The sequence below is a fragment of the Streptomyces sp. NPDC058274 genome (assembly GCF_042881375.1).
Classification (GTDB): domain Bacteria; phylum Actinomycetota; class Actinomycetes; order Streptomycetales; family Streptomycetaceae; genus Streptomyces.
The window spans coordinates 161,992-185,746 of the sequence record NZ_JBHVXW010000011.1 but is presented as its reverse complement, the minus strand read 5'-3'; the positions used below and the strand labels follow the sequence as shown (position 1 = coordinate 185,746).

Genomic DNA, 23,755 nt, shown 5'->3' with positions numbered 1-23,755 from the left:
AGGGACGGATAACCGGTGTCGACGCCGTTCTATGTCTCACCCCAGCAGGCCATGGCCGACCGGGCGGAGTACGCCCGCAAGGGCATCGCTCGTGGTCGCAGCCTCGTTGTGCTGCAGTACGCCGACGGCATTGTCTTCGTCGGTGAGAATCCGTCCCGTGCGCTGCACAAGTTCAGCGAGATCTATGACCGGATCGGTTTCGCTGCCGCCGGCAAGTACAACGAATACGAGAATCTGCGGATCGGTGGTGTGCGCTACGCCGATCTGCGGGGTTACACCTACGACCGTGGCGATGTGACCGCCCGCGGTCTGGCGAATGTGTACGCGCAGACGCTGGGCACGATTTTCTCCTCCGCGGCCGAGAAGCCGTATGAGGTGGAGCTGGTGGTTGCCGAGGTCGGGGAGACGGCCGAGGGTGACCAGATCTACCGGCTGCCGCATGACGGCTCGATCGTGGACGAGCACGGCTCGGTCGCGGTCGGTGGCAATGCCGAGCAGATCAGCAGCTATCTGGACCAGCGTCACGAGGACGGGATGTCCCTCGCCGAGGCGCTCAAGCTGGCCGTCCAGTCCCTGTCCCGCGAGCCGAACGGTGGTGAGCGGGAGATTCCCGCGGAGCGCCTCGAGGTTGCGATCCTGGACCGTACGCGGCCTCAGCAGCGCAAGTTCAAGCGGATCGTCGGGCGGCAGCTGGCCCGTTTGCTGGAGGCGGGCGGGGCGTCGACCGCTACCGAGGCCGAGGATCCCGAAGACGACGAGTGAGCGTCGTCTTCACCCCGCTGTTCGTGTGCCCCGGCCTCTCCTCGGCCGGGGCACACGGCGTTTTTGGCGGGTCTGGTTCTCGCCGCCGCCCGACTCGGGGCTCCGTCCCGGACCCCGTATCGGCCTGAACGGTCTCGTCCTCAATCGCCGGACGGGCTGAAAATGTCCAGCACCGGCCGGAGAAGGATTCAGCCCCTCCGGGGAAGGGTTCGGCCCCTCCGGCGAAGAGTCAGCCCGTCCGAGTGCGAGAGCAGCCGTTCCGCGTCGCCGTCGCCGTCGCCGTCGCCGTGTGCCGCGGGGGCTAGCGTGGCGGGGCCGTGGAGCCCCGTACGACCAGTCCGACGGGGATGTCCCCTTCCTGCGGGTCGCGGCCCTCCAGGACGGCAAGGAGGGCGGCCATGCCTCGCTCGCCGAAGAGCTCGGCGTCCAGTCGTACGGTCGTCAGTTCGGGGTCGATGGCGGTGGCGAGGGCGAGATCGTCGAGGCCGGTGACCGAGATGTCGTCGGGGACGCGCAGTCCCAGCCGGCGGGCCGCTTTGTAGGTTCCTGCTGCCAGCTGGTCGTCGTCGCAGACGACGGCGGTGGGGCGGCGGTCCGGTTCGGCGAGGGCTGCTTCGGCTGCGGCGCGGGCGCCTTCGATGGAGATGGGTGATCCGGTGGTCCGCAGTTCCGTGCCGGGTACCTCGCGCAGTCGTGCGGCGAGCTCCTGGGCGCGCACTTCGAAGGTCCAGGAGGGGATGTCGGCTGCCAGGTGCAGGAATCTGCGGTGGCCGAGGGTCAGCAGGTGCTCGGCGACCTGCCGTACGCCGTCTCTGATGTCGAGGTTGACGGTTGCCGCGCCGAGGCTGCCGGCGGGGTCGCTGTCCAGCATGACGAGGGGAAGCTGGTCGCCGCGGATCGCGGTCAGAGCGTCGGCGGCCATGGAGGAGGCGATCACGCCGTCCAGGGCGGCGCGGGCCGAGCCGAAGGGGTCGCGGGCGGGGCCGATGCCTTCGGGGGAGGGGTAGAGGACCACGCCGAAGCCGTGCTCGGCGGCGACCCGGGTGGCGCCGGTGTAGACGCCGGCGAAGAATTCGGTGGTCAGGGCGGGGACCACGAGCAGGACGGTCCTGGTGCGGCCGAGGCGGAGGTTGCGGGCGGCGAGGTTCGGGCGGTAGCCGAGTTCCCGGGCGGCTTCGCGGACCCGGTCGGCCGTTGTTTCGGAGACCCGGCCGCGCCACTTGTCGCCGAGTACCAGGGAGACCGCGGCCTGGGAGACTCCGGCGGCCTGGGCGACGTCCCGGCTCGTGGGGCGCGTACTACCTGGTGGCACCGTGGACCTGTCTTTCTGCTGGACTCGCGGACTGGGCACATGGTACGTATGAGAGGGGACGTTATACGTAAAACTTGAGGCGCTCGGCGGCCTCGGGTGCTGTGGAGAGAAGGCGGGACATGGCCGCGGGCTACGTGGAGATCCTCAGGGCGAGGCATGCCGCGCGGCTGCTCACCGGCACCCTGGTGGGCCGGCTGCCGAACGCCACCGCGGCGATCGCGGTCGTGCTCTTCATCCGTGCCGAGGGCGGCACCTACAGCCTGGCCGGGGCGCTGGCGGCCGTCTACGGAGTGGCCAATGCCGTGGGGCAGCCGCTGCTCGGCCGGCTCGTGGACCTCTACGGCCAGCCGCGCGTCCAGTTGCCCGCCGCGGTCGTCTCGGCCCTCGGTATGACCGTCTTCGCCTTCGCGGGGACGGATCCGCTGCCCCTCGCGTATGTCTCGATGGCCGTGGCCGGACTCTTCACACCGCCCCTGGAGGGCGGTCTGCGGGCCCTGTGGCCCTCCGTCCTCCGCAAGGAGGACCAGCTGCACACCGCGTACGCCATGGACGCGGTGGCGCAGGAAGTCATGTTCACGGTCGGGCCGTTGCTCGTGACCCTGTGCGTGGCGCTGTGGTCCGCCCAGGCCGCGCTGCTCGTCCTGAACGTCATCGGGGTTCTGGGCGCCCTCTCCGTGGTCGTGTCGCCGCCCTCGCGCGCGTGGCGTTCGGCGCCGCGTGAGGCGCACTGGCTGGGCGCCCTGCGCTCGCCGGGGCTGCTGGCACTGCTGGGCGCGTTCCTGTTCATCGGCATGGCGCTGGGCTCCATCACCGTCGCCGCCGTGTCGTACGCCGACGACCATGGCGGGGACGCCGTGTACGGCTGGCTGATGGCGGCGCTGGGTCTCGGCGCGCTGGTCGGTGGCAGCGTGTACGGAGCGCGTGAGTGGAGTGGTGCTCCGGAGCGGCGACTGCGGGTGCTGGTGGCACTTCTGGCGGTGTGTTACCTGCCGCTGCCGCTGATGCCGGGAGCGGTCGGTATGACGGCGCTCACGGCGCTCGCCGGTGTGTTCCTCGCGCCGTGCATCGCCTGCGCCTTCCTCATCGTCGACCGGCACGCGCCGCGTGGCACGGTCACTGAGGCGTTCTCGTGGCTGGTGACGACGTTCACCGTCGGTGCGTCGGTCGGAACGGGCCTCGCGGGCCCGGTCGTCCAGTGGGGCGGCGCCGTCCGGGGCTTCGCCGTGCCGGGTGTCGCCGGGGCCGTGTCGCTGCTGGTTCTGCTGGCCACCGGACGGGTCCTCGCAGCTCCCGCCGGGGGCGCGGTGGTTGCGGCTTCATCGGAAAATGATCCAAACCGTGCTGTCGAACCCCGTTTCAGCTCAGGGGATCGGGCGTAATGTTCAGTCATGGACCGCCGCATTTTCGGGCTGGAGAACGAGTACGGCGTCACGTGTACGTTCAGGGGACAGCGCCGCCTGTCTCCCGACGAGGTGGCGCGGTACCTCTTCCGCCGTGTCGTGTCATGGGGCCGCAGCAGCAATGTCTTTCTGCGAAACGGCGCCCGCCTCTATCTAGACGTGGGATCACATCCGGAATACGCGACACCCGAATGTGACAACGTGACCGAGCTGGTCACCCACGACAAAGCCGGCGAGCGCATTCTCGAAGGACTCCTGGTCGACGCCGAACGACGCCTGCACGAGGAAGGAATCGCGGGCGACGTCTACCTCTTCAAGAACAACACCGACTCGGCGGGCAACTCCTACGGGTGCCACGAGAACTATCTGGTGGCCCGGCACGGGGAGTTCTCCCGGCTGGCGGACATCCTCATCCCGTTCCTCGTCACGAGGCAGCTGCTGTGCGGTGCCGGCAAGGTGCTGCAGACGCCGCGCGGTGCCGTGTACTGCGTCAGTCAGCGTGCCGAGCACATCTGGGAGGGCGTCAGCTCCGCGACGACCCGCTCCCGGCCGATCATCAACACCAGGGACGAGCCGCACGCGGACGCCGAGCGCTACCGCAGGCTGCACGTCATCGTCGGCGACTCGAACATGTCCGAGACGACCATGCTCCTCAAGGTCGGTGCCACCGACCTCGTACTGCGCATGATCGAGGCGGGCACAGTGATGCGCGATCTCACCCTGGAGAACCCGATCCGGGCGATCCGTGAGGTCAGTCACGACATCACGGGCCGTCGCAAGGTGCGTCTGGCCAGTGGCCGCGAGGCCTCCGCGCTGGAGGTGCAGCGCGAGTACTACGAGAAGGCCGTGGACTTCGTCGAGCGCCGCGGCATCCGCACCGGAACCGTCGACCAGGTCCTCGAACTGTGGGGCCGCGTGCTCGACTCGATCGAGGCCGAGGACCTCGACCGGATCGGCACCGAAATCGACTGGGTGATGAAGTACCAGCTGATCGAGCGCTACCGGGCCAAGCACAACATGACGATGTCGCATCCGCGCGTCGCTCAGATAGACCTCGCCTATCACGACATCCACCGACGTCGTGGCCTGTACTACCTGCTGGAGAAGAGGGGACAAGCCGCCAGGATCTGCAATGACTTGAAGATCTTCGAAGGCAAGTCCGTACCGCCGCAGACCACTCGGGCGCGGCTGCGCGGTGACTTCATCCGGCGCGCTCAGGAACAGCGCCGTGACTTCACCGTGGACTGGGTCCATCTCAAGCTCAACGACCAGGCACAGCGGACGGTGTTGTGCAAGGACCCGTTCCGTTCCGTCGACGACCGGGTGGAGAAGCTGATCGCCGGAATGTGATCCCTGCGTCCGGTGGGTTCCGGAACGCAACACGGGGCGCCGTACGTTTCCCGTACGGCGCCCTTCTCACGTCGTAGAGTTGCGCGCACGCCATCAACAAGATCGACCGATACGAGGCCCCCACCGTGCGCCGACGCTCACTCATTCTCGCCGTACCCGCCGGACTGGTCACGCTCGCCGGATGCGGTGACGACGACAAGTCGGACAAGGCCAAGTCCAGCGACAGTCCGTCGCCTTCGGCCTCCACCTCGGCGGCGCCGCCGCCGAAGCTCGTCGACGGACCGCTGCCCGCCATCACGGCCGGCACGAAGTTCGGCGAGAAGCCGACCGTGGCCAAGGGCACCGGCGACCCCTCGAAGGACGTCGCGGTCAAGACGGTCATCGCGGGCAACGGCCGGACGGTGGCGGAGAACGACTACATCCAGGCGAACTACCTGGGCCAGATCTGGTCCTCCGGCAAGGTCTTCGACAACTCCTACGACCGCAAGACGGCGCTGGTCATCCAGCTCGCCCCGGGCGGCATCATCGACGGCTGGCGCTACGGCCTCACGGGCAAGAAGGCCGGCAGCCGTGTGGAGCTGGCCGTGCCCCCGACCTGGGGCTACGGCAAGCAGGGCAACTCCCAGGCGGGCATCAAGGGCACGGACACCCTGGTGTTCGTCGTCGACATCGAGAAGACCTTCAACGCCAAGAGCTCCGCCCAGGGCAAGACGGTCGCGCAGGACAACATCGACCTGCCGAAGGTGGGCACCAACACCGACGGCAAGGCCCCCTCCATCGACGTACCGAAGAAGGCCGCGCCGACGAAGCTCGTGGCGAACTACGTCATCGAGGGCGACGGCGAAGAGGTCAAGGCGGACAGCAGCGTTCTCGTGCAGTACAAGGGCGTGCTCTGGGACGGCGGCAAGGAGTTCGACTCCTCCTACAGCCGCAGCCAGCTGACGTCCTTCCCGCTGAGCCAGGTCGTCAAGGGCTGGTCCCAGGGCCTGACCGGCAAGAAGGTCGGCAGCCGCGTGCTGATCGTCGTCCCGCCGAAGCTGGGTTACGGCGACACCCCGCCGGAGGGCAGCCCCATCAAGAAGGACTCCACGCTCGTCTTCTCGGTCGACATCCTGGCGAAGATGTAAGCCCTGCGGGGATGTGAGACTGTCGGTGTTGCCTTAGTAGCAGAGAAGCAGGAGCTGAAGACGTGAGCATCGAGAAGCCCGAGATCGACTTCCCGGGTGGCGAGCCCCCGGCGGACCTTGAGATCAAGGACATCTGGGAGGGCGACGGGCCCGTCGCCAAAGCCGGCGACTTCGTCAAGGTCCACTACGTGGGCGTGGCCTTCTCCACCGGCGAGGAGTTCGACGCCTCCTGGAACCGCGGCAACCCGCTCGAGTTCCAGCTCGGTGTCGGCCAGGTCATCTCCGGCTGGGACCAGGGCGTGCAGGGCATGAAGGTCGGCGGCCGCCGTCAGCTGACCATTCCGGCGCACCTCGCGTACGGGGACCGCGGTGCCGGTGCCCGGATCGCGCCGGGCGAGACGCTGATCTTCGTCTGCGACCTGGTCGCCGTCTGATCCGGACTCGGTCCGAGCATCATGCGGATCGGACCGCTGTCCGATCTTCATACGCCGTGTGATCAGGGTCTGACCGGACCCGATCATCTGGGGCCCATGCCTGCCCGGGCATGGGCCCTCGGCTTTTGCCGCGCCACTCCGGAGCGGTACGGTCATCGGTCGGAAGCATCATAAGGAAGGGCGTCGATGGCCATTGCCAAGGCCGAGCGGCTGATGAACCTGGCGCTGTGTCTGCTGGGGACCCGGCGGCCGCTCAGCAAGCGTGAGCTGCGCGAGTCCATCGAGGCCTATCTGGAAGCCGGCTCCGACGACTCCTTCAACAGGATGTTCGAGCGCGACAAGGACGATCTGCGCGAGCTCGGACTGGTCATCGAGACCGTGGAGAACCTGGACGGCGAGGTCGGTTATCTCGCCCGCCGCGACAGCAACCGGCTGCCGGCCATCACGCTCGACGCCGAGGAAGCGGCCGCCCTCGGCCTGCTCGCCAAGGTCTGGCAGCAGGCCCGGCTCGCGGGCGCGGCGAGCGGTGCCCTGCAGAAGCTGCGCGCCGCGGGCCTGCCCGAGGACGTCGACCCGTACGAGGTCCATGGGGCGCTGGAGCCGCACATTCCGGTGCACGAGGCGGCGTTCGAGCCGCTGATGCTCGCCTGTCGCGACCGCCGCCCGGTCTCCTTCGACTACCGCAAGGCGACGGCGGCCCGCCCCGAGCCGCGCACCGTCGAGCCCTGGGCCCTGGAGTGCTGGCGCGGTCACTGGTATCTCGCGGGCTGGGACCGCGACCGCGGCGCCGAGCGGGTCTTCCGGCTCTCGCGCATCACCGGCAAGGTCCGCACCCGCGCCGGGAAGTTCACCACCGAGGTTCCGGACGTCGTCACCGTCCGGGAGACGGTCGCGAGCTGGGCGGGGGAGAACGCCGACCGCTCCGCCCGGATCCGGCTGCGCACCGGCGCCGGCTACCCGCTGCGCGCCAAGGCCGCCTCCGTCCGGGAACTCGGCGACGGCTGGGACGAGTTGGAGATTCCGTACGGGCACGGGCTGGACGCCTGGCTGGTGGAGTTCGGACCGGACGTGGTGGTCCTGGAGCCGGCCGAGCTGCGGGCCGATGTAGTGGACCGGCTGCGCGCCGTGGCCAAGGGCTGAGGGGGACGTACAGAACGTGGCAGGCAAACCGGCCAGGCCCGCGAACGCGATCGACCAGACCAGACGGATGCTGTCCCTGGTGACGTATCTGCGTGAGCGCCCCGGCGCGCGCGTCAGTGATGTCGCCCGCGCCTTCGGGATCAGCGAGGACGAGCTGATCTCCGACCTCGATGTGCTGCCGCTGTGCGGGACCAGCTTCCGCGGGGGCGATCTGCTCGACATCGACACCGACGGCGACCGCATCTGGTGGCACAACCCGGCCGCCCTCGGAGCGGAGGCGGCCGAGCCGCTGCGGCTGGCCGCCGACGAGGCGACCGCGCTGCTCGTGGCCGCCCGCGCGGTCTCCACGCTGCCCGGACTGCGCGAGGGCGACCGGCAGGCCCTGCTGCGGGCCACCGCCAAGGTGGAGGCCGCGGCGGGCGAGGCGGCGGGTGCCAGCTCCCGGCTCTCGGTCACCTTCGAGTCCGAGGGGGGCGTCTTCGCGGACGTCGACCGGGCGATCTCCGAGCGGCGCCGGCTGTGGATCCGCTACTACTCGCCCGCCCGCGACGAGCTCTCCGAGCGGGAGATCGACCCGATCCGGCTGGTCAGCGTCGGTCACACCTATGTGGAGGCGTGGTGCCGCCGCTCCGAGGCGCGCCGCACCTTCCGGCTGGACCGGGTCGCCGAGATCCGCATCCTGGACGAACCGTCCGCGCCGCCGGAGATCGAGCTGCGGGACCTCTCCGAGGGGCTCGTGCAGCCCGCGGCCGAGGATCCCGAGGTGGTCGTCGAGGTCGGCCCCGGCGGGCGCTGGGTCGCCGAGTACTACCCGCACGACAGCGCCGAGGAGCTGCCCGACGGCGGACTGCGGATCACCCTGCGCGCGCCCGACCCGGCGTCGCTGCGCCGGCTCGCGCTGCGCCTCGGGCGCGACGGCCGGATCGTGTCGCCGCAGGACCTCGCGGACAGCGCCCGCCGGGCGGCCCGGGAGGCGCTGGCGGCGTACGACGGGCCTCTCGCGCACGACGGCCCGCCCGCGCATGGCGGGCCCCTCGCGCACGGCGGGCTCGACGGGCCTCTCGCGCAGGACGGCCCCGCCGGGCCCCACGGAGTTCAGGACGGGCTGTACGACAGGCAGGAGCAAGGGCTGTGAGCACGTCGGCGATGTCTGGTTCGCGTGAAATGTCGGTGGCGTCCGCGTTCGCGGGGATGACCATAGTGGCCCCGGTGATGTTCCGAGCCGCCTGCCCCGACTGCCGTGCCTCCTTCGAGCTCTCCGCCGGCGCCCTGCGCCTGGTCATCGGCGCCTCCAGCCGCACCACCTTCTACTCCTTCACCTGCCCCGAGTGCGCGGCCGCCGTGCGCAAGCCCGCGGGGGAGCGCATCGTCGAGCTGCTGACCGGCGGCGGGGTGCGGACGCTGCGCCTGCACGCGGAGGCCCAGGCGCCGGGCGCCAGGCGCTAGGGTCGTCGCCATGTTGTGGCCGATGCTCGCGATCGCCGCGGGGTTCCTGGGAATCGCCGTCCTCGGCGTGCTCGCCGTCCGTGTCTTCCTGGAGGCGCAGCGTCTGGGCAGGCAGGTCGCCGACTCCGCGCAGCGCATCAACCGTGCCGCCGAGGATCTGGAGCGTGCCGCCGTGACCACGGCCCGTTCCGTGGATGCTCTGTGATGCGGTGGGCGCTTTGCGCTTCGCGTACTTTTCGCCCTGTCAACTTCGCGGCAACGCCAGGTACGCTGCTGATCGCGGCTCGGAGAACGAGGCCCGGGCCGCAAACTGGGAGTACGCACAGGGATTGCCCCGCGTTTACCCCTGAGCGTTACGATCGCTGTCAGCATGGTGGTCGGACGTATGTCCGACCCATCGGACAGCACCCCACACAGCCGCCTCGGTGAGAAGGTAAAGAATTATGTTCGGAAGGCTCGGAGCTCCCGAGATCATTCTCATCCTCGTCGTCATCATCCTGCTGTTCGGCGCGAAGAAGCTTCCGGACATGGCGCGCTCGCTGGGCAAGTCCGCCCGCATCCTCAAGAGCGAGGCCAAGGCCATGAAGTCGGAGGGTCAGGACACCACGACCCCCGCGGGCCCGCCGAACACGGACGAGCAGCCCCCGTCGCAGCGCACCATCCAGGCCGCCCCCGGAGACGTGACCAGCTCGCGCCCGGTCGCCGAGCCGACGGACACGACCAAGCGCTGACGCAGGGCCGGTGACCGCCGGCCCGCCGCACGAGATGGGAACGTGGGTTGCTCAAGTCTGCCCGCAACAAGGAGAAGGATCCCGAGGGACGGATGCCCCTCGCGGAGCACCTTCGTGAGCTCCGCAACCGGCTCGCGAAGGCGATGCTGGCCATCGTCGCCGTCACGGTCGTCGCCGCCTTCTTCTACAACGACATCGTCAATCTGATCACCCGGCCGATCCTCGACTCGGTCGGCTGCGACAAGAGCTTCGAGCAACTGGCGAAGGCGTCGTCGGGCAAGCCGTGTGCGCAGATCACCATCAACGGACTGCTCACCCCCTTCACACTGGCGCTGAAGGTGTCGCTGACGGCAGGTGTCGTCCTGGCCTCGCCGGTCTGGCTCTACCAGTTGTGGGCCTTCGTCGCTCCCGGCCTGCACCGGCACGAGAAGAAGTACGCCTACGCGTTCGTCGGCACGGGCGTCCCGCTCTTCCTGGGCGGCGCCTACTTCGCCTACACCGTGCTGCCCACCACGGCGAAGGTGCTGCTCCAGTTCACACCGGAGGACGCAGCCAACCTGCTGCCGCTGGACGATCTGCTCGACCTCGTCACGCGCATGGTGCTGGTCTTCGGCCTCTCCTTCGAGCTGCCCCTGCTGCTGGTCTTCCTCAACCTCACCGGGGCGATCACCGGAAAGCGGATGCTCGGCTGGTGGCGCGCCATGATCATGGGCATCACGGTCTTCGCGGCCGTGGCCACGCCCAGCACCGACCCGCTGACCATGCTGGCGCTCGCCGGTCCGATCTGGGTCCTGTACTTCGGCGCGGTCGCCTTCTCGCTGATGAACGACCGGCGCAGGCGTCTGCGTGAGGCCGCGGGGCCGGACGACGACGAGGCCTCCGAACTGGATCTCACGCCCGAGGACATCGGCGAGGTCGAGGCCGTGCCGGCCGGCCGGGCGCTGCCGGAGCAGGCGGGCACGGACCGGGTCAACGGTTATGACGACGTGACCTGACGAAGCCGGGGACCTCGTAAGGTCGGGCCGTGACCAGCGAGATCACCCTCTTCGTCAACCCCACCGCGGGCCGCGGCCGGGGCGCCCACGCGGCGCAGCCGGCCGCTTCGGCTCTGCGGGCGGCGGGCTTCTCCGTGCGGACGGTCCTCGGGGAGAACGCCGGGGACGCCCTGATCCGCGCGCGTGCCGCCGTCGCGGACGGCACCGGCGCCCTGATCGCCGTCGGCGGCGACGGCATGGCGAGCCTCGCCCTGCAGGCCGTCGCCGGGACCCGCACACCGCTCGGCCTGGTCGCCGTCGGCACGGGGAACGACTTCGCCCGCGCCCTGGGACTCCCGGTGCGCGACCCGGCGGCCGCGGGCCGGCTGATCGCCGGGGCACTCAAGGAGGCGCGGCTGCGCGAGGTGGACCTGGGACGGGTGGGCGGCACCTGGTTCGGCACCGTCCTCGCCTCCGGCTTCGACTCCCGCGTCAACGACCGGGGCAACCGGATGCGGTGGCCCGCGGGGCGCTTCAAGTACGACCTGGCGACGCTCGTCGAGCTGGCCGCCTTCAAGCCCTTCCCGTACCGGATCACGCTGGACGACGGTGACGTCCGGGAGATCGAGGCGACGCTCGTGGCGGTCGGGAACGGATCGTCGTACGGCGGCGGCATGAAGATCTGTGCCGGCGCGGACCTGGGCGACGGCCTGTTCGACATCACGGTCGTCGGGGACTGCAGCCGTACGACGCTGCTCAAGGTCTTCCCGCAGGTCTACAAGGGCACCCACCTCGGCCATCCCAAGGTCACCGTGCACCGGGCGGCCAAGGTCGAACTCGCGGCCGAGGGGATCACGGGATACGCGGACGGGGAGCCGCTCGGGTCCCTGCCGCTGGTGGCTGAGTGCGTGCCCGGAGCGGTCCTGGTCGCGGGGCCCTGAGCTGCGGGTATCCCGCACGGGAGGCCGGGCGCCGACCCTCGCGCGGTGCGGGTCGGGAAGGGATCCCGATATTGATCGTCCTGTTGTCAGTGGCTCCCGGTAGTCTCGAATGCACGATGACAGAGGACCTCTCACCGGCCGAGCGGTACGCGGCGGCGCGGCAACGCGCTGTCGAGCAGGCCACCGCGCTCGCGTCCTTCCGCGAGATGTACGACTTCGGCCTCGACCCCTTCCAGATCGAGGCCTGCCAGGCGCTCGAGGCGGGCAAGGGTGTGCTCGTGGCCGCGCCCACCGGCTCGGGCAAGACGATCGTCGGCGAGTTCGCCGTCCACCTCGCCCTCCAGCAGGGCAAGAAGTGCTTCTACACCACGCCCATCAAGGCACTCTCCAACCAGAAGTACGCCGACCTCTCCCGCAGATACGGCGCGGACAAGGTCGGCCTGCTCACCGGCGACAACAGCGTCAACTCCGACGCCCCGGTGGTCGTGATGACCACCGAGGTACTGCGCAACATGCTGTACGCGGGCTCCCAGACCCTGCGCGGACTCGGTTACGTCGTCATGGACGAGGTGCACTACCTCTCCGACCGCTTCCGCGGCGCCGTCTGGGAGGAAGTGATCATCCACCTCCCCGAGTCGGTCACCCTGGTGTCGCTGTCGGCCACGGTGTCGAACGCGGAGGAGTTCGGCGACTGGCTGGACACCGTGCGCGGCGACACCCAGGTGATCGTCTCCGAGCACCGGCCCGTGCCGCTGTTCCAGCACGTGCTCGCCGGGCGCCGGATGTACGACCTCTTCGAGGAGGGCGAGGGCCAGAAGAAGGCCGTCAACCCCGACCTCACGCGCCTGGCGCGCATGGAGGCGAGCCGCCCGTCGTACCAGGACCGCAGACGCGGCCGCGCCATGCGCGACGCCGACCGCGAGCGGGAGCGCAGACAGCGCTCCCGCGTGTGGACGCCGAGCCGCCCCGAGGTCATCGAGCGGCTCGACGCGGAGGGGCTGCTGCCCGCCATCACGTTCATCTTCAGCCGCGCGGCCTGCGAGGCCGCCGTCCAGCAGTGCCTGCACGCGGGCCTGCGGCTCAACGACGACGCGGCGCGGGCCAGGGTGCGCGAGCTCGTCGAGGAGCGCACCGCCTCCATCCCCAACGAGGACCTGCACGTCCTCGGCTACTACGAGTTCCTCGAGGGCCTGGAGCGCGGGATCGCGGCCCACCACGCGGGCATGCTGCCGACGTTCAAGGAGGTCGTCGAGGAGCTGTTCGTCCGCGGTCTGGTGAAGGCCGTCTTCGCGACGGAGACCCTCGCGCTCGGCATCAACATGCCCGCCCGCTCGGTGGTGCTGGAGAAGCTCGTCAAGTGGAACGGCGAGCAGCACGCCGACATCACCCCCGGCGAGTACACCCAGCTCACCGGGCGCGCGGGCCGCCGTGGCATCGATATCGAGGGCCACGCGGTCGTGCTGTGGCAGCGCGGCATCAGTCCCGAGCACCTGGCGGGACTCGCCGGCACCCGCACCTATCCGCTGCGCTCCAGCTTCAAGCCGTCGTACAACATGGCGGTGAATTTGGTGGACCAGTTCGGGCGGCACCGCTCGCGCGAGCTGCTGGAGACGTCGTTCGCGCAGTTCCAGGCCGACAAGTCGGTCGTCGGGATCTCCCGGCAGGTGCAGCGCAACGAAGAGGGCCTGGAGGGCTACAAGTCCTCCATGACCTGCCACTTGGGCGACTTCGAGGAGTACATGCGGCTGCGCCGCGAGCTGAAGGACCGCGAGACCGAGCTCGCCAAGCAGGGCGCGGCACAGCGTCGCGCGGAGGCGGCCGTCGCCCTGGAGAAGCTCAAGCCCGGCGATGTCATCCACGTCCCCACGGGCAAGTACGCCGGGCTCGCACTGGTGCTGGACCCCGGCCTGCCCGCCGGACGGTCGAACGGCCACCGCGGCTTCGAGCACGTCGACGGGCCGCGCCCGCTGGTGCTCACCGCCGAGCGCCAGGTCAAGCGGCTGGCGTCGATGGACTTCCCGGTGCCTGTCGAGGCGCTGGAGCGGATGCGGATCCCGAAGTCCTTCAACGCGCGCTCGCCGCAGTCCCGTCGCGATCTCGCCTCCGCCCTGCGCACCAAGGCCGGGCACATCGTCGCCGACCGGCACCGCAAGCGCCGCTCCGAAGCGGCCGACGACCGTGAGATCGCCCGGCTGCGCACCGAGATCCGCGCCCACCCCTGCCACGGGTGCACGGACCGCGAGGACCACGCCCGTTGGGCCGAGCGCTATCACCGGCTGATGCGTGACACCACGCAGCTGGAGCGCCGTATCGAGGGCCGGACGAACACCATCGCCCGCACCTTCGACCGCATCGTCGCGCTGCTGACCGAGCTGGACTACCTCCGCGGTAACGAGGTCACCGAACACGGCAAGCGCCTCGCCCGGCTCTACGGCGAGCTCGACCTGCTGGCCAGCGAATGCCTGCGCGCCGGTGTCTGGGAAGGGCTCAGCCCGGCCGAACTGGCCGCCTGCGTCTCGGCGTTGGTGTACGAGTCGCGGGTGGGCGACGACGCCCTGGCGCCCAAGGTGCCGTCCGGCAAGGCCAAGGCCGCGCTCGGGGAGATGGTCCGCATCTGGGGCCGTCTCGACGCCCTGGAGGAGGACTTCCGGATCAACCAGACCGAGGGCGTCGGCCAGCGCGAGCCCGACCTCGGCTTCGCCTGGGCGGCGTACGAGTGGGCGTCCGGCAAGGGCCTCGACGAGGTGCTGCGTGAGGCGGAGATGCCGGCCGGTGACTTTGTGCGCTGGTGCAAGCAGGTCATCGACGTGCTGGGCCAGATCTCGGCCGCCGCCCCCGTCTCCGGCACGACGTCGACGGTCGCGAAGAACGCGCGCAAGGCGGTCGACGGCCTGCTGCGCGGGGTCGTGGCCTACTCGTCGGTGGGCTGAGCCGACCGGTGTTCCGCGGTGCGCCGCCTCCCGGGTCCGGGGGCGGCGCACTCGTTGGCAGGACGCCCGGGGCCGAGGCCCCGGGGCAGCCCCTGAGCTACGCCGCCGCTCGCGCCGCGTCCCGCTTCGCCACTTCCTCGCGGACGATCGGGATCACGTGCCGGCCGAAGTCGATGGCGTCGTCCAGGAGGTCGTAGCCGCGGGCCGAGAGGATGTCGACGCCGAGGTCGTAGTAGTCGAGCAGGGCATGTGCCACCGTCTCCGGGGTGCCGACCAGGGCCGTGGAGTTGCCGGCGCCGCCCGTCTCGGCCGCGGTCGGCGTCCACAGGGCGCGGTCGTGCCGTTCGCCCTGGGAGGCGACCGCGAGCAGCCGCTGCGAACCGGCGTTCTCCGGGTTCTTCAGGGGGTGGCGGCGGCTGAGCGGCGCGCCGGTCCTGCGGGCCTTGATCCGGGCCAGGGTGTCGTGGGCCTTCTCCCAGGCCAGTTCCTCGGTCGGGGCGATGATCGGCCGGAAGGCGACCTGGATCTTCGGGAAGGTCGTGCGGCCCGCCGCCTTCGCCGCGGCGCGCACCGACTCGATCTGCTCGGCCGTCTGGGCCAGCGGCTCGCCCCACAGGCAGTAGATGTCGGCCTCGGCGCCACCGGCCTCGTACGCCGCCGGGGACGAACCGCCGAACGAGACCTGCGGGTGCGGCTGCTGGACGGGGAAGGTGTCGCTCACGAAGTCGTTGAAGCGGTAGTACGTGCCCTCGTGGTCGAAGGGCTCGTGCGACGTCCAGGCCTTCTTGATGATCTGGATGGCCTCGCGGGTACGGGCGTACCGCTCGTCCTTGGTCAGGAAGTCGCCCTCGCGCTGCTGCTCGTGGTCGTTGCCGCCGGTGATGAAGTGCACGGCGAGCCGGCCGTCGCTGATCCCGTCCAGCGTCGCGAAGGTCTTCGCCGCGAAGGTCGGATACGAGACGTTCGGCCGGTGGGCGACCAGGATCTGCAGCTTCTCCGTGCGGGCCGCGATGTAGGCGGCGGCCGGGGACGGGTCGGGCGAACCCGAGCCGTAGGCGAACAGCACCCGGTCCCAGCCGTGGTCCTCGTGGGCGCGGGCGAGCCGGAGTGTGTACTGCTTGTCGAAGGAGACACCGGAGCGTGCGGTGACTTCGGAGCCTTCATTGGTTGCGGCAATGCCGAGGAACTCGACGGGCATGGTGAAGCGGCCTCGTTTCATGGCGTGGGAACGAACTGCTGCTGGGGCGGGAAGTCAGCGGCAACACGCCGCGGAGCACACTCGACAGAAGTCGATGTGGTCGCGGGTGACCAGCAGCAGCCGAGGTCGCATGAGCCCAGTTGAACAGGCGCGCGTGGCACGCGTCAACGATTCAGATACGCCCGCCAGCCCCCGTACGCCGTGATGTCGGCCGCATCCGCGAGCGCCGCGGGCTCGCACAGGAAGCCGGGTACGACCGTGGCGTCGGCCAGTTCGACCTGCCCGAGCGCCATCGGACGGGGGAGCGCGGCCAGCAGCCGGCCCAGCCCCTCGGCGGGCAGGGTCCAGACCTCGGCCTCGATGGCGGCGCCTCCCTCGCCCACGTGCACCAGTCCCGGCTTGGGCGGGCTGGTCGGCAGAGCGTGCAGACGGTAGCGGGGGGCCGTCGTGGTCGTGCGTTCCCACTCGGCACCCAGGGAGAGCAGCTGGGGGTTGAGGGGCTGGCCGGAGAGGTGCGCGCCGACCACCGCGACCCGCAGCCGCGGTTCGAGCAGCCGGGCGATCCGGGCGAGCCGCTCGTCGGTGAAGGCGGGGCCGATCAGCATCACCCCGAAGGGCAGCCCGGCCACCTCGCCCGCGGGGACGGCGACGGCCGCCAGGTCGAAGAGGTTCGTGGAGTTGGTGAAGCGGCCGAGGCGGGCGTTGCTGCCCAGCGGGTCGGCGGCCACCTCGGCGAGGGTGGGGTGGCCGGGCGCGGTGGGCAGCAACAGCGCGTCCGCGTCCCAGAGTTCGGCCAGCGCCCGGGCGCGCAGGCCGGCCAGCCGGTCCTGGTCTGCGTAGAGCCGGTGCGCCGGGATGTCCCGGGCGCGGGTGATGATGCCGGCGACGGTGGGGTCGAGATCCGCACCGCCTTCGGCCATCGACTTGTCGATGAAACTCCCCACCGCGGTGTAGCGCTCGGCGACGAATGCCCCTTCGTAGAGCATCGCGGCCGCCTCGGTGAACGGCGTGAGGTCGATCGTGTGCAACTCCGCGCCCGCGGAGGCCAGTTGCTCGGCCGCAGCCGCGTAGGCCCCTGCCCACCCCTCGTCCAGTTCGCCGAGGTGTTCCGGCGGCGGGACGGCTACGCGCCACGGGCCGGGGGTTCGCTGGGGCAGGGCCGGGAGGTCGCGCCCGGGCGGGGACGTCAGGTGCGCGAGTGCCTGCTCGGCCTCCGGGAGGGTCCGCGCGAAGACGGTCACACAGTCCAGGGAGGCGCAGGCCGGGACGACGCCGGTTGTCGGGACGAGACCGCGGGTGGGCTTCAGGCCGACGATGCCGTTGAACGCGGCGGGGACCCGGCCGGAGCCGGCGGTGTCCGTGCCGAGCGCGAGGTCGACGATGCCGAGGGCCACCGCGACGGCCGAGCCCGAGCTGGAACCGCCGCTGATTCTGGCCGGGTCGAGGGCGTTGCGGACCGCGCCGTAGGGCGAGCGGGTACCGACCAGGCCGGTGGCGAACTGGTCCAGGTTCGTGGTGCCGAGCACGAGCGCGCCGGCCGCGCGGAGCCGGGCCACCACGGGGGCGTCCGCCTCCGGCGTGACGGCGTACGACGGGCAGCCCGCGGTGGTCGGCAGGCCGGCCACGTCGATGTTGCCCTTCGCGGCGAACAGCTTCCCGGCGAGGGGAAGGTGCTCGCCCGCGGCCGTCCGGGCGTCGATCGTCCGGGCCTCCGCCTCGGCCTCCGCCTGGGGGCGGAGGTCGATCCAGATCTCGGGGCGGTCGACGGTCCCGATGCGGGCGTAGGCCCTGCGTACCCGGGTCAGAGTGGACATCGGAGGTGCTCCTTGGTGCGGGGGCGGTTCGGCGGGTGCGGGGCGCTGCGTGGGGCAGGTGCCCCGCCGGCCGGGGCGCGGACGGGCGTGGGTCCGCTTCGGGCCGGGGTCTGTTTTCGGGTGTCGGCCCGCTGTCGGGGACCGGCGCGCACCGCAGTCTCGTACGTCGTAGGCGCGGCCCCCGGCCGGGAGGGCTCGGCCCGCGGCCGGACCCGGCCGGCGCCCTGCAGCGGGCGGACCGGACGGACCGGCTCTCATGGTGCCGGAGCCAGGACCATCAGCGCCGTGCCCGCCTCCACCTGGTCGCCCGGCCTGGCGAGTATCTCGGTGACCAGGCCGTCCATCGGGGCGGGCACCCGGGACTCCATCTTCATGGCCTCCAGGGCGAGGAGGGGCTGGCCGGTGGTCACCCGGTCACCCGGCCGTACGTTCAACTGCCATACGGAAGCGGCGAATTCGGCCTCGATCAGCCGGCCGCCCGGCGGGACGGTCACCTCGGCCGGCGCAGCCGCCGGGGCGGTCGCCGCCTCGGCCCGGGTGAACTCGCCCGCCGTCTCCCAGGCGTCCCGTTCCGCCGAGAAGGCCGCGCCCTGCCGGGCCCGGAACTCCGCGATGGAGTCGGCGTTGCGGGTCAGGAAGGCCTGGTGCTCGGTCAGGGAGAACTCACCGGCGTCGATGCGCGGCACGAAACGGCCCGACGTGATCTCGGCCCGCAGTCGCAGCAGTTCCTCCGGCTCCACCGGGTACCACTTGATGCGGTCGAAGAAGCGCAGCAGCCAGGGGGAGCCCGGCTCGAAGGCGCCCCGCTGCTGCCAGCCCGACCACACCTGGGTCGTACGGCCCACGAACTGGTAGCCGCCCGGGCCCTCCATGCCGTAGACGCAGAGGTAGGCGCCGCCGATGCCGACCGAGTTCTCGGCGGTCCAGGTGCGCGCCGGGTTGTACTTGGTGGTGACCAGGCGGTGGCGCGGATCCAGCGGGGTGGCCACCGGCGCGCCCAAGTAGACGTCGCCCAGGCCCAGTACGAGGTACTCGGCGTCGAAGACCGTGCGGTACACGTCCTCGACGGAATCGAGACCGTTCACGCGGCGGATGAACTCGATGTTCCACGGGCACCAGGGCGCGTCGTCGCGCACCCCCGCCATGTAGCGGGCGATCGCCTCGCGGGTGGCCGGGTCGTCCCAGGACAGCGGGAGGTGCACCGTGCGGGAGGGCACCACCAGCTGGTCGCTCGGTGGGAGCGTCCGCACGATCCGCCGTACGGCGGTGAGGAGTTCGCGCTGGGGAAGCAGCAGCGGGTCCGTCCGGATCTGGAGCGAGCGGATGCCCGGGGTGAGGTCGCCGACGCCGTGCAGGCCGGCCTCGCTCACCGCCTCCATCAGGGCGTGCACCCGCATGCGCAGCGCCAGGTCCAGCTGCATGGGGCCGAATTCGACGAGCAGGTTGTCGTCACCGCTGCGGCGGAAGGTGACGTCGCCGTCGCGGGCGAGGACACCGCCGTCCACGATCGCGGGCCGCGCCGAGCCGTCCGCGCCGATCGGGGTGAAGCGCACGGTGTCGCCGGGGCGCAGCTGGCCGAGTTTCCAGCGCTCCGTGGAGATCACCGTCGCCGGGCAGACGAACCCGCCGAGGGAGGGGCCGTCGGGGCCGAGCAGGACCGGCATGTCACCGGTGTAGTCGACGGCGCCGACCGAGTAGGGCGTGTCGTGGATGTTGGACGGGTGCAGGCCCGCCTCTCCGCCGTCGGTGCGGGCCCAGCGGGGCTTGGGGCCGACCAGCCGTACGCCGGTGCGCGCCGAGTTGAAGTGGACCTTCCAGTCGGCGGCGTAGAAGTCGCGGATGTCCTGCTCGGTGAAGAACTCGGGTGCGGCGTGCGGGCCTTCGAGGGCGCCGACGTGCCAGCGCGAGCTGATGTCGGGGCGGTCCGCCAGAGGCACCGGCGCTCCGGTGGCCGTGACCGACCCGCCGTGCAGCACGTCCCCGGTGCGCAGGGCCCGGCCCCCGTGACCGCCGAACCGCCCCAGCGTGAAGGTGGACGCGCTGCCCAGGAACGGCGGCACGTCCAGGCCGCCCGCGAACAGCACGTACGTACGCAGTCCGTGTCCGGCGGGGGCGCCCACCTCCAGGAGGGCGCCCGCGGGCACCGTCACCGGTTCCCACTGGGCGATCGCCGTGCCGTCCACGGTGACGGGTGCCGGCGCGCCCGTGACGCACACGGTCGTGGCGTGGCTGAAGCGGAGCCCCGGCCCTTGCAGGGTGCACTCCAGGCCGGGCGTGCCCTCGGGGTTGCCGAGGGCACGGTTGCCCAGCCGGAAGGACAGGTCGTCCATCGGTCCGCACGGGGGCACGCCCACCTGCCAGTAGCCGGTGCGGCCCGGCCAGTCCTGGACGGTGGTCAGGGTGCCGCCCGAGACGACCTCGACGCGTGGAGTCGGGTCCGTGATCCCCGCGAGCGTCGCCGTGGAGTGGGTGGCCCCGCGGAAGGAGTCCGTGGCGAGGGCTGCCCGGACCAGGCCCAGGTTCGTCTCGATGCCGTCGACCCGGGTCCGGGACAGGGCCTCGTCCAGCCGGGCCAGCGCGTGTGCCCGGTCGGAGCCGTACGCGACGACCTTCGCGAGCATGGGGTCGTACGACGTGGTCACCTCGGTGCCCGTCTCGACCCAGCCGTCCACCCGGACGCCGCCGGGGAACTCGACCCGCGTCAGCAGGCCCGCGCTCGGCCGGTGTCCGCGCGAGGGGTCCTCGGCGTACACCCGGGCCTCGACGGCGTGGCCGCGGGGCGCCCCCGGGTCCCGTACGACATCCGCTTCGCCGCGTGCCAGCCGCAGCATCCAGGCGACCAGGTCGACGCCGTAGATCTCCTCGGTGACCGGATGTTCCACCTGGAGGCGGGTGTTGACCTCCAGGAAGTAGGCCTCCTCGCGGGCGGCGTCGTACACGAACTCGACGGTGCCGGCCGAGCGGTAGCCGACGCCGGCGCACAAGTCGCGGGCGGAGGAGGCCAACCGGGCGCGCAGGGCGGGCGGCAGGCCGGGCGCGGGCGCCTCCTCCAGGACCTTCTGGTTGCGCCGCTGGAGGGAGCAGTCGCGGTCGCCGAGGGTGACGACCCGGCCCTGTCCGTCGCCGAAGACCTGCACCTCGACATGGCGGGCCCGCTCGACCAGACGCTCCAGGAAGACCCCGGCGGAGGAGAAGGAGGCCGCGGCGACGCGCTGCACCCGCTCCCAGGCCTCGGCCAGTTCACCGGCGGAACGGCATGCCGACATGCCGATACCGCCGCCTCCGCCGGTGGCCTTGAGCATCACGGGATAGCCGATGCGGGAGGCGGCGGCGAGTGCCTCGCCGAGGTCGGCGAGCAGTCCCGTGCCGGGCAGGAGCGGCACCCGGGCGGCCTCGGCCGCGGCCCGCGCGGTGTGCTTCGCGCCGAACAGCTCCAGCTGCCCGGGCGTCGGTCCGACGAACACGATCCCGGCGTCCTCGCAGCGCCGCGCGAAGGCCGCGTCCTCGGAGAGGAATCCGTAGCCGGGGTGGATCGCGCCGGCGCCGGTGTCCTTGGCCGCCTTGAGGACGAGGTCGGCGTCGAGGTAGGACTCCTTGGCGGGCGCCGGGCCCAGCCGGACGGCCTCGTCGGCGAGCCGGACGTGGGGCGCGGAGCGGTCGGCGTCGGAGTACACCGCGACCGTCCGCAGGCCGAGTTCGCGTGCCGTCCGGATGATCCGGACCGCGATCTCGCCCCGGTTCGCGATCAGGAGCGTGTCGAAGCTCATGCGACGGCCTCCGCGGCGGTGGCTGCCGTGTCTGTCGAGTCCACGGAACCTGGGGTGCCCGCCGCGCCGATCGTCATCTCGACCGCCGTGGGCTCGAACCCGTTGCAAGGGTTGTTGATCTGCGGGCAGTTGGAGACGAGCACGAGCACCTCGCGCTCGGCGCGCAGCGTGAGAGTGAGTCCCGGCGCCGAGATGCCGTCGACGATGCCGAGGGTGCCGTCCTTCTCGACCGGCACGTTCATGTACCAGTTGATGTTGGAGACGAGATCGCGCTTGCCCAGGCCGTACCGGGCGCCCTCGGCGAGGAAGTTGTCCACGCAGGCGTGCTGGGACCAGGTGTGGTGGCCGTACCGGAGCGTGTTCGACTCCTTGGAGCAGGCGCCGCCGACCGTGTCGTGCCGGCCGACCTGGTCCCCGACGACGGTCATCAGCGGGGTGTGCTCGTTCGACAGGAGCACACTGCCCGTGGTGAGGAAGATGCCGCCCTGGGCGTGGATCGTGTCGGGCGCGCTGTAGCGGACGGCGGTGTCCCGGGCGTCGTACACGAGGAAGTCGACGGCCTGGTTGCCGTGCAGATCGGTGATCGTGAGGGTCTCGCCGGTGCGCAGGACGGCCGACCAGGCGGCCCGGGCCGGGACCAGGGCGCGGGTCGGGCGCGGCTCCTCGGACGGCTGCGGCACGGCGTTCATGCGATCCCCCTGGCGGCAAGGAATTCGGTGGTGTTGAGGAAGGCGCGGCGGCCTTCGGGCGTCGCCTCCCACAGGGGGTCGCCCGGACGGGTCGCTGCCGCGCGCCAGGCGAGCACCTCCAGCGCGGTGCTGGTGTAGGCGGGGCGCGGATCGGCGGGGTGCGGCACGTTCGCGAGCAGGACGGTGACGTCCTGCTCGGCGCGGAGGGTCACGCTGCCGCCGGGACCGGCCGAGCCGGTGAAGTCGAGGGTGCCGTCGTCGCGTACCGCCACGCCCTGGAAGAACGAGAGCGAGGGCGGCAGGTCGCGCGGCGCCAGACCGTTCTTCGCGGCGGCCAGTTTGAACAGCTCGCGCCCGGCGGGGGAGGCGGACTGGGGGGTGCCGTCCCCGTAGCGCTCCGTGTTCCGTACGAGCGTGGAGGTCCCGCACAGTGCGTCGTGCCGCCCGGAGGTGTCGGCGACCACAGAGGCCAGCACCCGGCCCTGGTCGGACAGCAGGAGCTGTCCCTCGCCCAGATAGGCGTTCCACTGGACCTTGACCGTGTCGGCCACGTTCAGCCGTTCCCACGGACGGTCGGCGGCGTGGAGCAGGAGGTGTGCGCAGGCGTCACCGCTCAGGTCGGTCAGCCGCAGCTCGGTGCCGCGGGCCAGCACCCGGTGCGTGTAGTTGCCGCCCGCCACCGTCTCCGCCCACACCAGGTGGCCCGCCTCGCAGGGCGGGTCCGGCCAGGTGCCTGCGGGTACGACGGGCATGGCCTCGGCGCGGGAGCCCTCCTGTGCCCGGGCGTGGGCGCGGGCTCCGTACGTGGTCGTGGTCGCCATCGCGGACCTCCGGCTCGGCAGGGCCCGGCCGGCCCCGTTCCGTCATTTCTGTCGCTCGACAGAAATTAGGAGTCCGGCGGGTCGGTGCCGTTGCCCGCGGGTTGCCGCGCGGTTACCGATCCCTCACCGTGATCACCTCGCGACGCGGTGTGCGAGGATCGAACACATGGGGACCAGTGGACGGCGGGTCGGCAGGCCGCGCGCCGCGCAGCGGCCGGACAGCGGTCTGTCGCCGCGCGACGAACTCCTCGTGGCGGCCGCCGAGTTGTTCACCACGCGCGGTTATGCCGCCACGACCACGCGTGCCGTCGCCGAGCGCGCGGGCATGCGGCAGGCCTCCATGTACCACTACGTCTCCGGCAAGGAGGAGCTGCTCGCCGAGCTCCTGGAGTCCACCGTCACGCCCTCGCTGGCCCTCGCCCGGCAGCTCCTCGCGGACGACGCGACCCCTGCCGCCGACCGGCTGTGGGAGCTGTGCCGCACGGACGTGGAACTGCTGTGCGGCGGCTCGCACAACCTGGGCGGGCTGTATCTGCTGCCCGAGGTGCGCGCCGAGCGCTTCGCCGGCTTCCACGCCGTACGGGCCGAACTCAAGGACACCTACCGGCAGTTGCTCGCGGCGACCGAGGCGGGTGGCGCGCTCGCCAAGAGTGAGCTCGAACTGCGCACGGATCTGGTCTTCGGCCTGATCGAAGGTGTCATCCTCGTCCATCGCTCCGACCCGGAGCGGCCCGTGTCGGCCTTCGCCGAGGCCACGGCGGACGCGGCGCTGCGCATCGCCGGCATCTGAACGCCGCACTCCCGCGGAGAACTCCCGGCGACCCTCGCGAGAGGGCCTTTTCGCATGCCCGTACGCCGTCACACACCGTGTGCGAATGAAGCCTGAGCGTGTAAATGGGGCTGAGAGTACTCCAGTCGT

At 71.3% G+C, this 23,755-nt stretch carries 20 protein-coding genes; 14 read left to right on the top strand and 6 right to left on the bottom strand.

Annotated features, from left to right (window positions below):
- Positions 1-15: 15 nt before the first annotated feature.
- Complete coding sequence (gene prcA / locus ACFVYF_RS22900; protein WP_389457971.1) at positions 16-762, top strand: proteasome subunit alpha; 747 nt, start codon at positions 16-18, stop codon at positions 760-762.
- Positions 763-1,063: 301 nt separating this feature from the next.
- On the opposite strand, the gene ACFVYF_RS22895 is transcribed toward prcA, so the two are convergent.
- On the bottom strand, positions 1,064-2,074 hold the full coding sequence (locus ACFVYF_RS22895; RefSeq protein ID WP_389457969.1) for a LacI family DNA-binding transcriptional regulator: 1,011 nt from the start codon (positions 2,072-2,074) through the stop codon (positions 1,064-1,066).
- Positions 2,075-2,193: 119 nt separating this feature from the next.
- Between ACFVYF_RS22895 and ACFVYF_RS22890 the strand changes: the two genes are divergently transcribed.
- The 12 genes from ACFVYF_RS22890 (at position 2,194) to ACFVYF_RS22835 (ending at position 14,547) form a co-directional block, all read left to right on the top strand.
- Entirely contained in the window at positions 2,194-3,453 is a 1,260-nt protein-coding gene (locus ACFVYF_RS22890) for an MFS transporter (protein ID WP_389457966.1), read from the top strand.
- Between the two features lie 9 nt (positions 3,454-3,462).
- Complete coding sequence (gene pafA / locus ACFVYF_RS22885; protein WP_389457964.1) at positions 3,463-4,824, top strand: Pup--protein ligase; 1,362 nt, start codon at positions 3,463-3,465, stop codon at positions 4,822-4,824.
- A gap of 125 nt (positions 4,825-4,949) precedes the next feature.
- Entirely contained in the window at positions 4,950-5,951 is a 1,002-nt protein-coding gene (locus ACFVYF_RS22880) for an FKBP-type peptidyl-prolyl cis-trans isomerase (RefSeq protein WP_389457962.1), read from the top strand.
- 62 nt (positions 5,952-6,013) lie between these two features.
- Positions 6,014-6,385: an FKBP-type peptidyl-prolyl cis-trans isomerase gene (locus ACFVYF_RS22875; protein ID WP_383286811.1), complete on the top strand. Its 372-nt coding sequence runs from the start codon at positions 6,014-6,016 to the stop codon at positions 6,383-6,385.
- A gap of 186 nt (positions 6,386-6,571) precedes the next feature.
- Positions 6,572-7,525 (top strand): helix-turn-helix transcriptional regulator, encoded by a 954-nt coding sequence (locus ACFVYF_RS22870; RefSeq protein WP_389457960.1) that lies wholly within the window; start codon positions 6,572-6,574, stop codon positions 7,523-7,525.
- A 16-nt stretch (positions 7,526-7,541) separates the two neighbouring features.
- Positions 7,542-8,660, top strand: a complete 1,119-nt coding sequence (locus ACFVYF_RS22865) for a helix-turn-helix transcriptional regulator (protein WP_389457958.1) — start codon at positions 7,542-7,544, stop codon at positions 8,658-8,660.
- The gene (locus ACFVYF_RS22860; RefSeq protein WP_389457956.1) at positions 8,657-8,971 is read left to right on the top strand and encodes a hypothetical protein; all 315 of its coding nucleotides are present in this window, start codon (positions 8,657-8,659) and stop codon (positions 8,969-8,971) included. Before ACFVYF_RS22865 ends, ACFVYF_RS22860 begins: the two co-directional genes overlap by 4 nt.
- 10 nt (positions 8,972-8,981) lie before the next feature.
- Positions 8,982-9,176, top strand: a complete 195-nt coding sequence (locus tag ACFVYF_RS22855) for a hypothetical protein (RefSeq protein WP_383286804.1) — start codon at positions 8,982-8,984, stop codon at positions 9,174-9,176.
- Positions 9,177-9,414: 238 nt separating this feature from the next.
- Complete coding sequence (tatA, locus tag ACFVYF_RS22850; RefSeq protein WP_383286802.1) at positions 9,415-9,702, top strand: Sec-independent protein translocase subunit TatA; 288 nt, start codon at positions 9,415-9,417, stop codon at positions 9,700-9,702.
- Between the two features lie 47 nt (positions 9,703-9,749).
- Positions 9,750-10,697 carry a twin-arginine translocase subunit TatC gene (tatC, locus tag ACFVYF_RS22845; protein ID WP_389457954.1) on the top strand — a complete coding sequence of 316 codons (948 nt, stop codon included), beginning with the start codon at positions 9,750-9,752 and terminating at the stop codon, positions 10,695-10,697.
- A gap of 29 nt (positions 10,698-10,726) precedes the next feature.
- On the top strand, positions 10,727-11,617 hold the full coding sequence (locus ACFVYF_RS22840; RefSeq protein ID WP_389457952.1) for a diacylglycerol kinase: 891 nt from the start codon (positions 10,727-10,729) through the stop codon (positions 11,615-11,617).
- Positions 11,618-11,688: 71 nt separating this feature from the next.
- Positions 11,689-14,547, top strand: a complete 2,859-nt coding sequence (locus ACFVYF_RS22835) for a DEAD/DEAH box helicase (RefSeq protein WP_389457950.1) — start codon at positions 11,689-11,691, stop codon at positions 14,545-14,547.
- Positions 14,548-14,644: 97 nt separating this feature from the next.
- On the opposite strand, the gene ACFVYF_RS22830 is transcribed toward ACFVYF_RS22835, so the two are convergent.
- The 5 genes from ACFVYF_RS22830 to ACFVYF_RS22810 form a co-directional block, all read right to left on the bottom strand.
- Entirely contained in the window at positions 14,645-15,745 is a 1,101-nt protein-coding gene (locus ACFVYF_RS22830; protein WP_389458049.1) for an LLM class flavin-dependent oxidoreductase, read from the bottom strand.
- A gap of 164 nt (positions 15,746-15,909) precedes the next feature.
- Positions 15,910-17,559, bottom strand: coding sequence for an allophanate hydrolase (gene atzF, locus ACFVYF_RS22825; RefSeq protein WP_389457948.1), 1,650 nt, complete (start codon positions 17,557-17,559; stop codon positions 15,910-15,912).
- A gap of 254 nt (positions 17,560-17,813) precedes the next feature.
- On the bottom strand, positions 17,814-21,326 hold the full coding sequence (locus tag ACFVYF_RS22820) for a 5-oxoprolinase/urea amidolyase family protein (RefSeq protein WP_389457946.1): 3,513 nt from the start codon (positions 21,324-21,326) through the stop codon (positions 17,814-17,816).
- The gene (locus ACFVYF_RS22815) at positions 21,323-22,015 is read right to left on the bottom strand and encodes an urea amidolyase associated protein UAAP2 (RefSeq protein WP_389457944.1); all 693 of its coding nucleotides are present in this window, start codon (positions 22,013-22,015) and stop codon (positions 21,323-21,325) included. Before ACFVYF_RS22815 ends, ACFVYF_RS22820 begins: the two co-directional genes overlap by 4 nt.
- Complete coding sequence (locus tag ACFVYF_RS22810) at positions 22,012-22,836, bottom strand: urea amidolyase associated protein UAAP1 (protein ID WP_389457943.1); 825 nt, start codon at positions 22,834-22,836, stop codon at positions 22,012-22,014. Before ACFVYF_RS22810 ends, ACFVYF_RS22815 begins: the two co-directional genes overlap by 4 nt.
- A 166-nt stretch (positions 22,837-23,002) precedes the next feature.
- Here ACFVYF_RS22810 and ACFVYF_RS22805 point away from each other — a divergent pair, with 166 nt between their 5' ends.
- Positions 23,003-23,626: a TetR/AcrR family transcriptional regulator gene (locus ACFVYF_RS22805; protein WP_389457941.1), complete on the top strand. Its 624-nt coding sequence runs from the start codon at positions 23,003-23,005 to the stop codon at positions 23,624-23,626.
- The last annotated feature ends 129 nt before the right edge of the window (positions 23,627-23,755 follow it).

Excerpts from the sequence above, each read along its gene's own strand:
- pafA (WP_389457964.1), top strand. The coding sequence starts at position 3,463 with ATGGACCGCCGCATTTTCGGGCTGGAGAACGAGTACGGCGTCACGTGT.
- ACFVYF_RS22890 (WP_389457966.1), top strand. The coding sequence starts at position 2,194 with ATGGCCGCGGGCTACGTGGAGATCCTCAGGGCGAGGCATGCCGCGCGG.
- ACFVYF_RS22805 (WP_389457941.1), top strand. The coding sequence starts at position 23,003 with ATGGGGACCAGTGGACGGCGGGTCGGCAGGCCGCGCGCCGCGCAGCGG.
- ACFVYF_RS22855 (WP_383286804.1), top strand. The coding sequence starts at position 8,982 with ATGTTGTGGCCGATGCTCGCGATCGCCGCGGGGTTCCTGGGAATCGCC.
- atzF (WP_389457948.1), bottom strand. The coding sequence starts at position 17,559 with ATGTCCACTCTGACCCGGGTACGCAGGGCCTACGCCCGCATCGGGACC.
- tatA (WP_383286802.1), top strand. The coding sequence starts at position 9,415 with ATGTTCGGAAGGCTCGGAGCTCCCGAGATCATTCTCATCCTCGTCGTC.
- ACFVYF_RS22830 (WP_389458049.1), bottom strand. The coding sequence starts at position 15,745 with ATGCCCGTCGAGTTCCTCGGCATTGCCGCAACCAATGAAGGCTCCGAA.
- ACFVYF_RS22815 (WP_389457944.1), bottom strand. The coding sequence starts at position 22,015 with ATGAACGCCGTGCCGCAGCCGTCCGAGGAGCCGCGCCCGACCCGCGCC.
- ACFVYF_RS22820 (WP_389457946.1), bottom strand. The coding sequence starts at position 21,326 with ATGAGCTTCGACACGCTCCTGATCGCGAACCGGGGCGAGATCGCGGTC.
- ACFVYF_RS22870 (WP_389457960.1), top strand. The coding sequence starts at position 6,572 with ATGGCCATTGCCAAGGCCGAGCGGCTGATGAACCTGGCGCTGTGTCTG.
- ACFVYF_RS22810 (WP_389457943.1), bottom strand. The coding sequence starts at position 22,836 with ATGGCGACCACGACCACGTACGGAGCCCGCGCCCACGCCCGGGCACAG.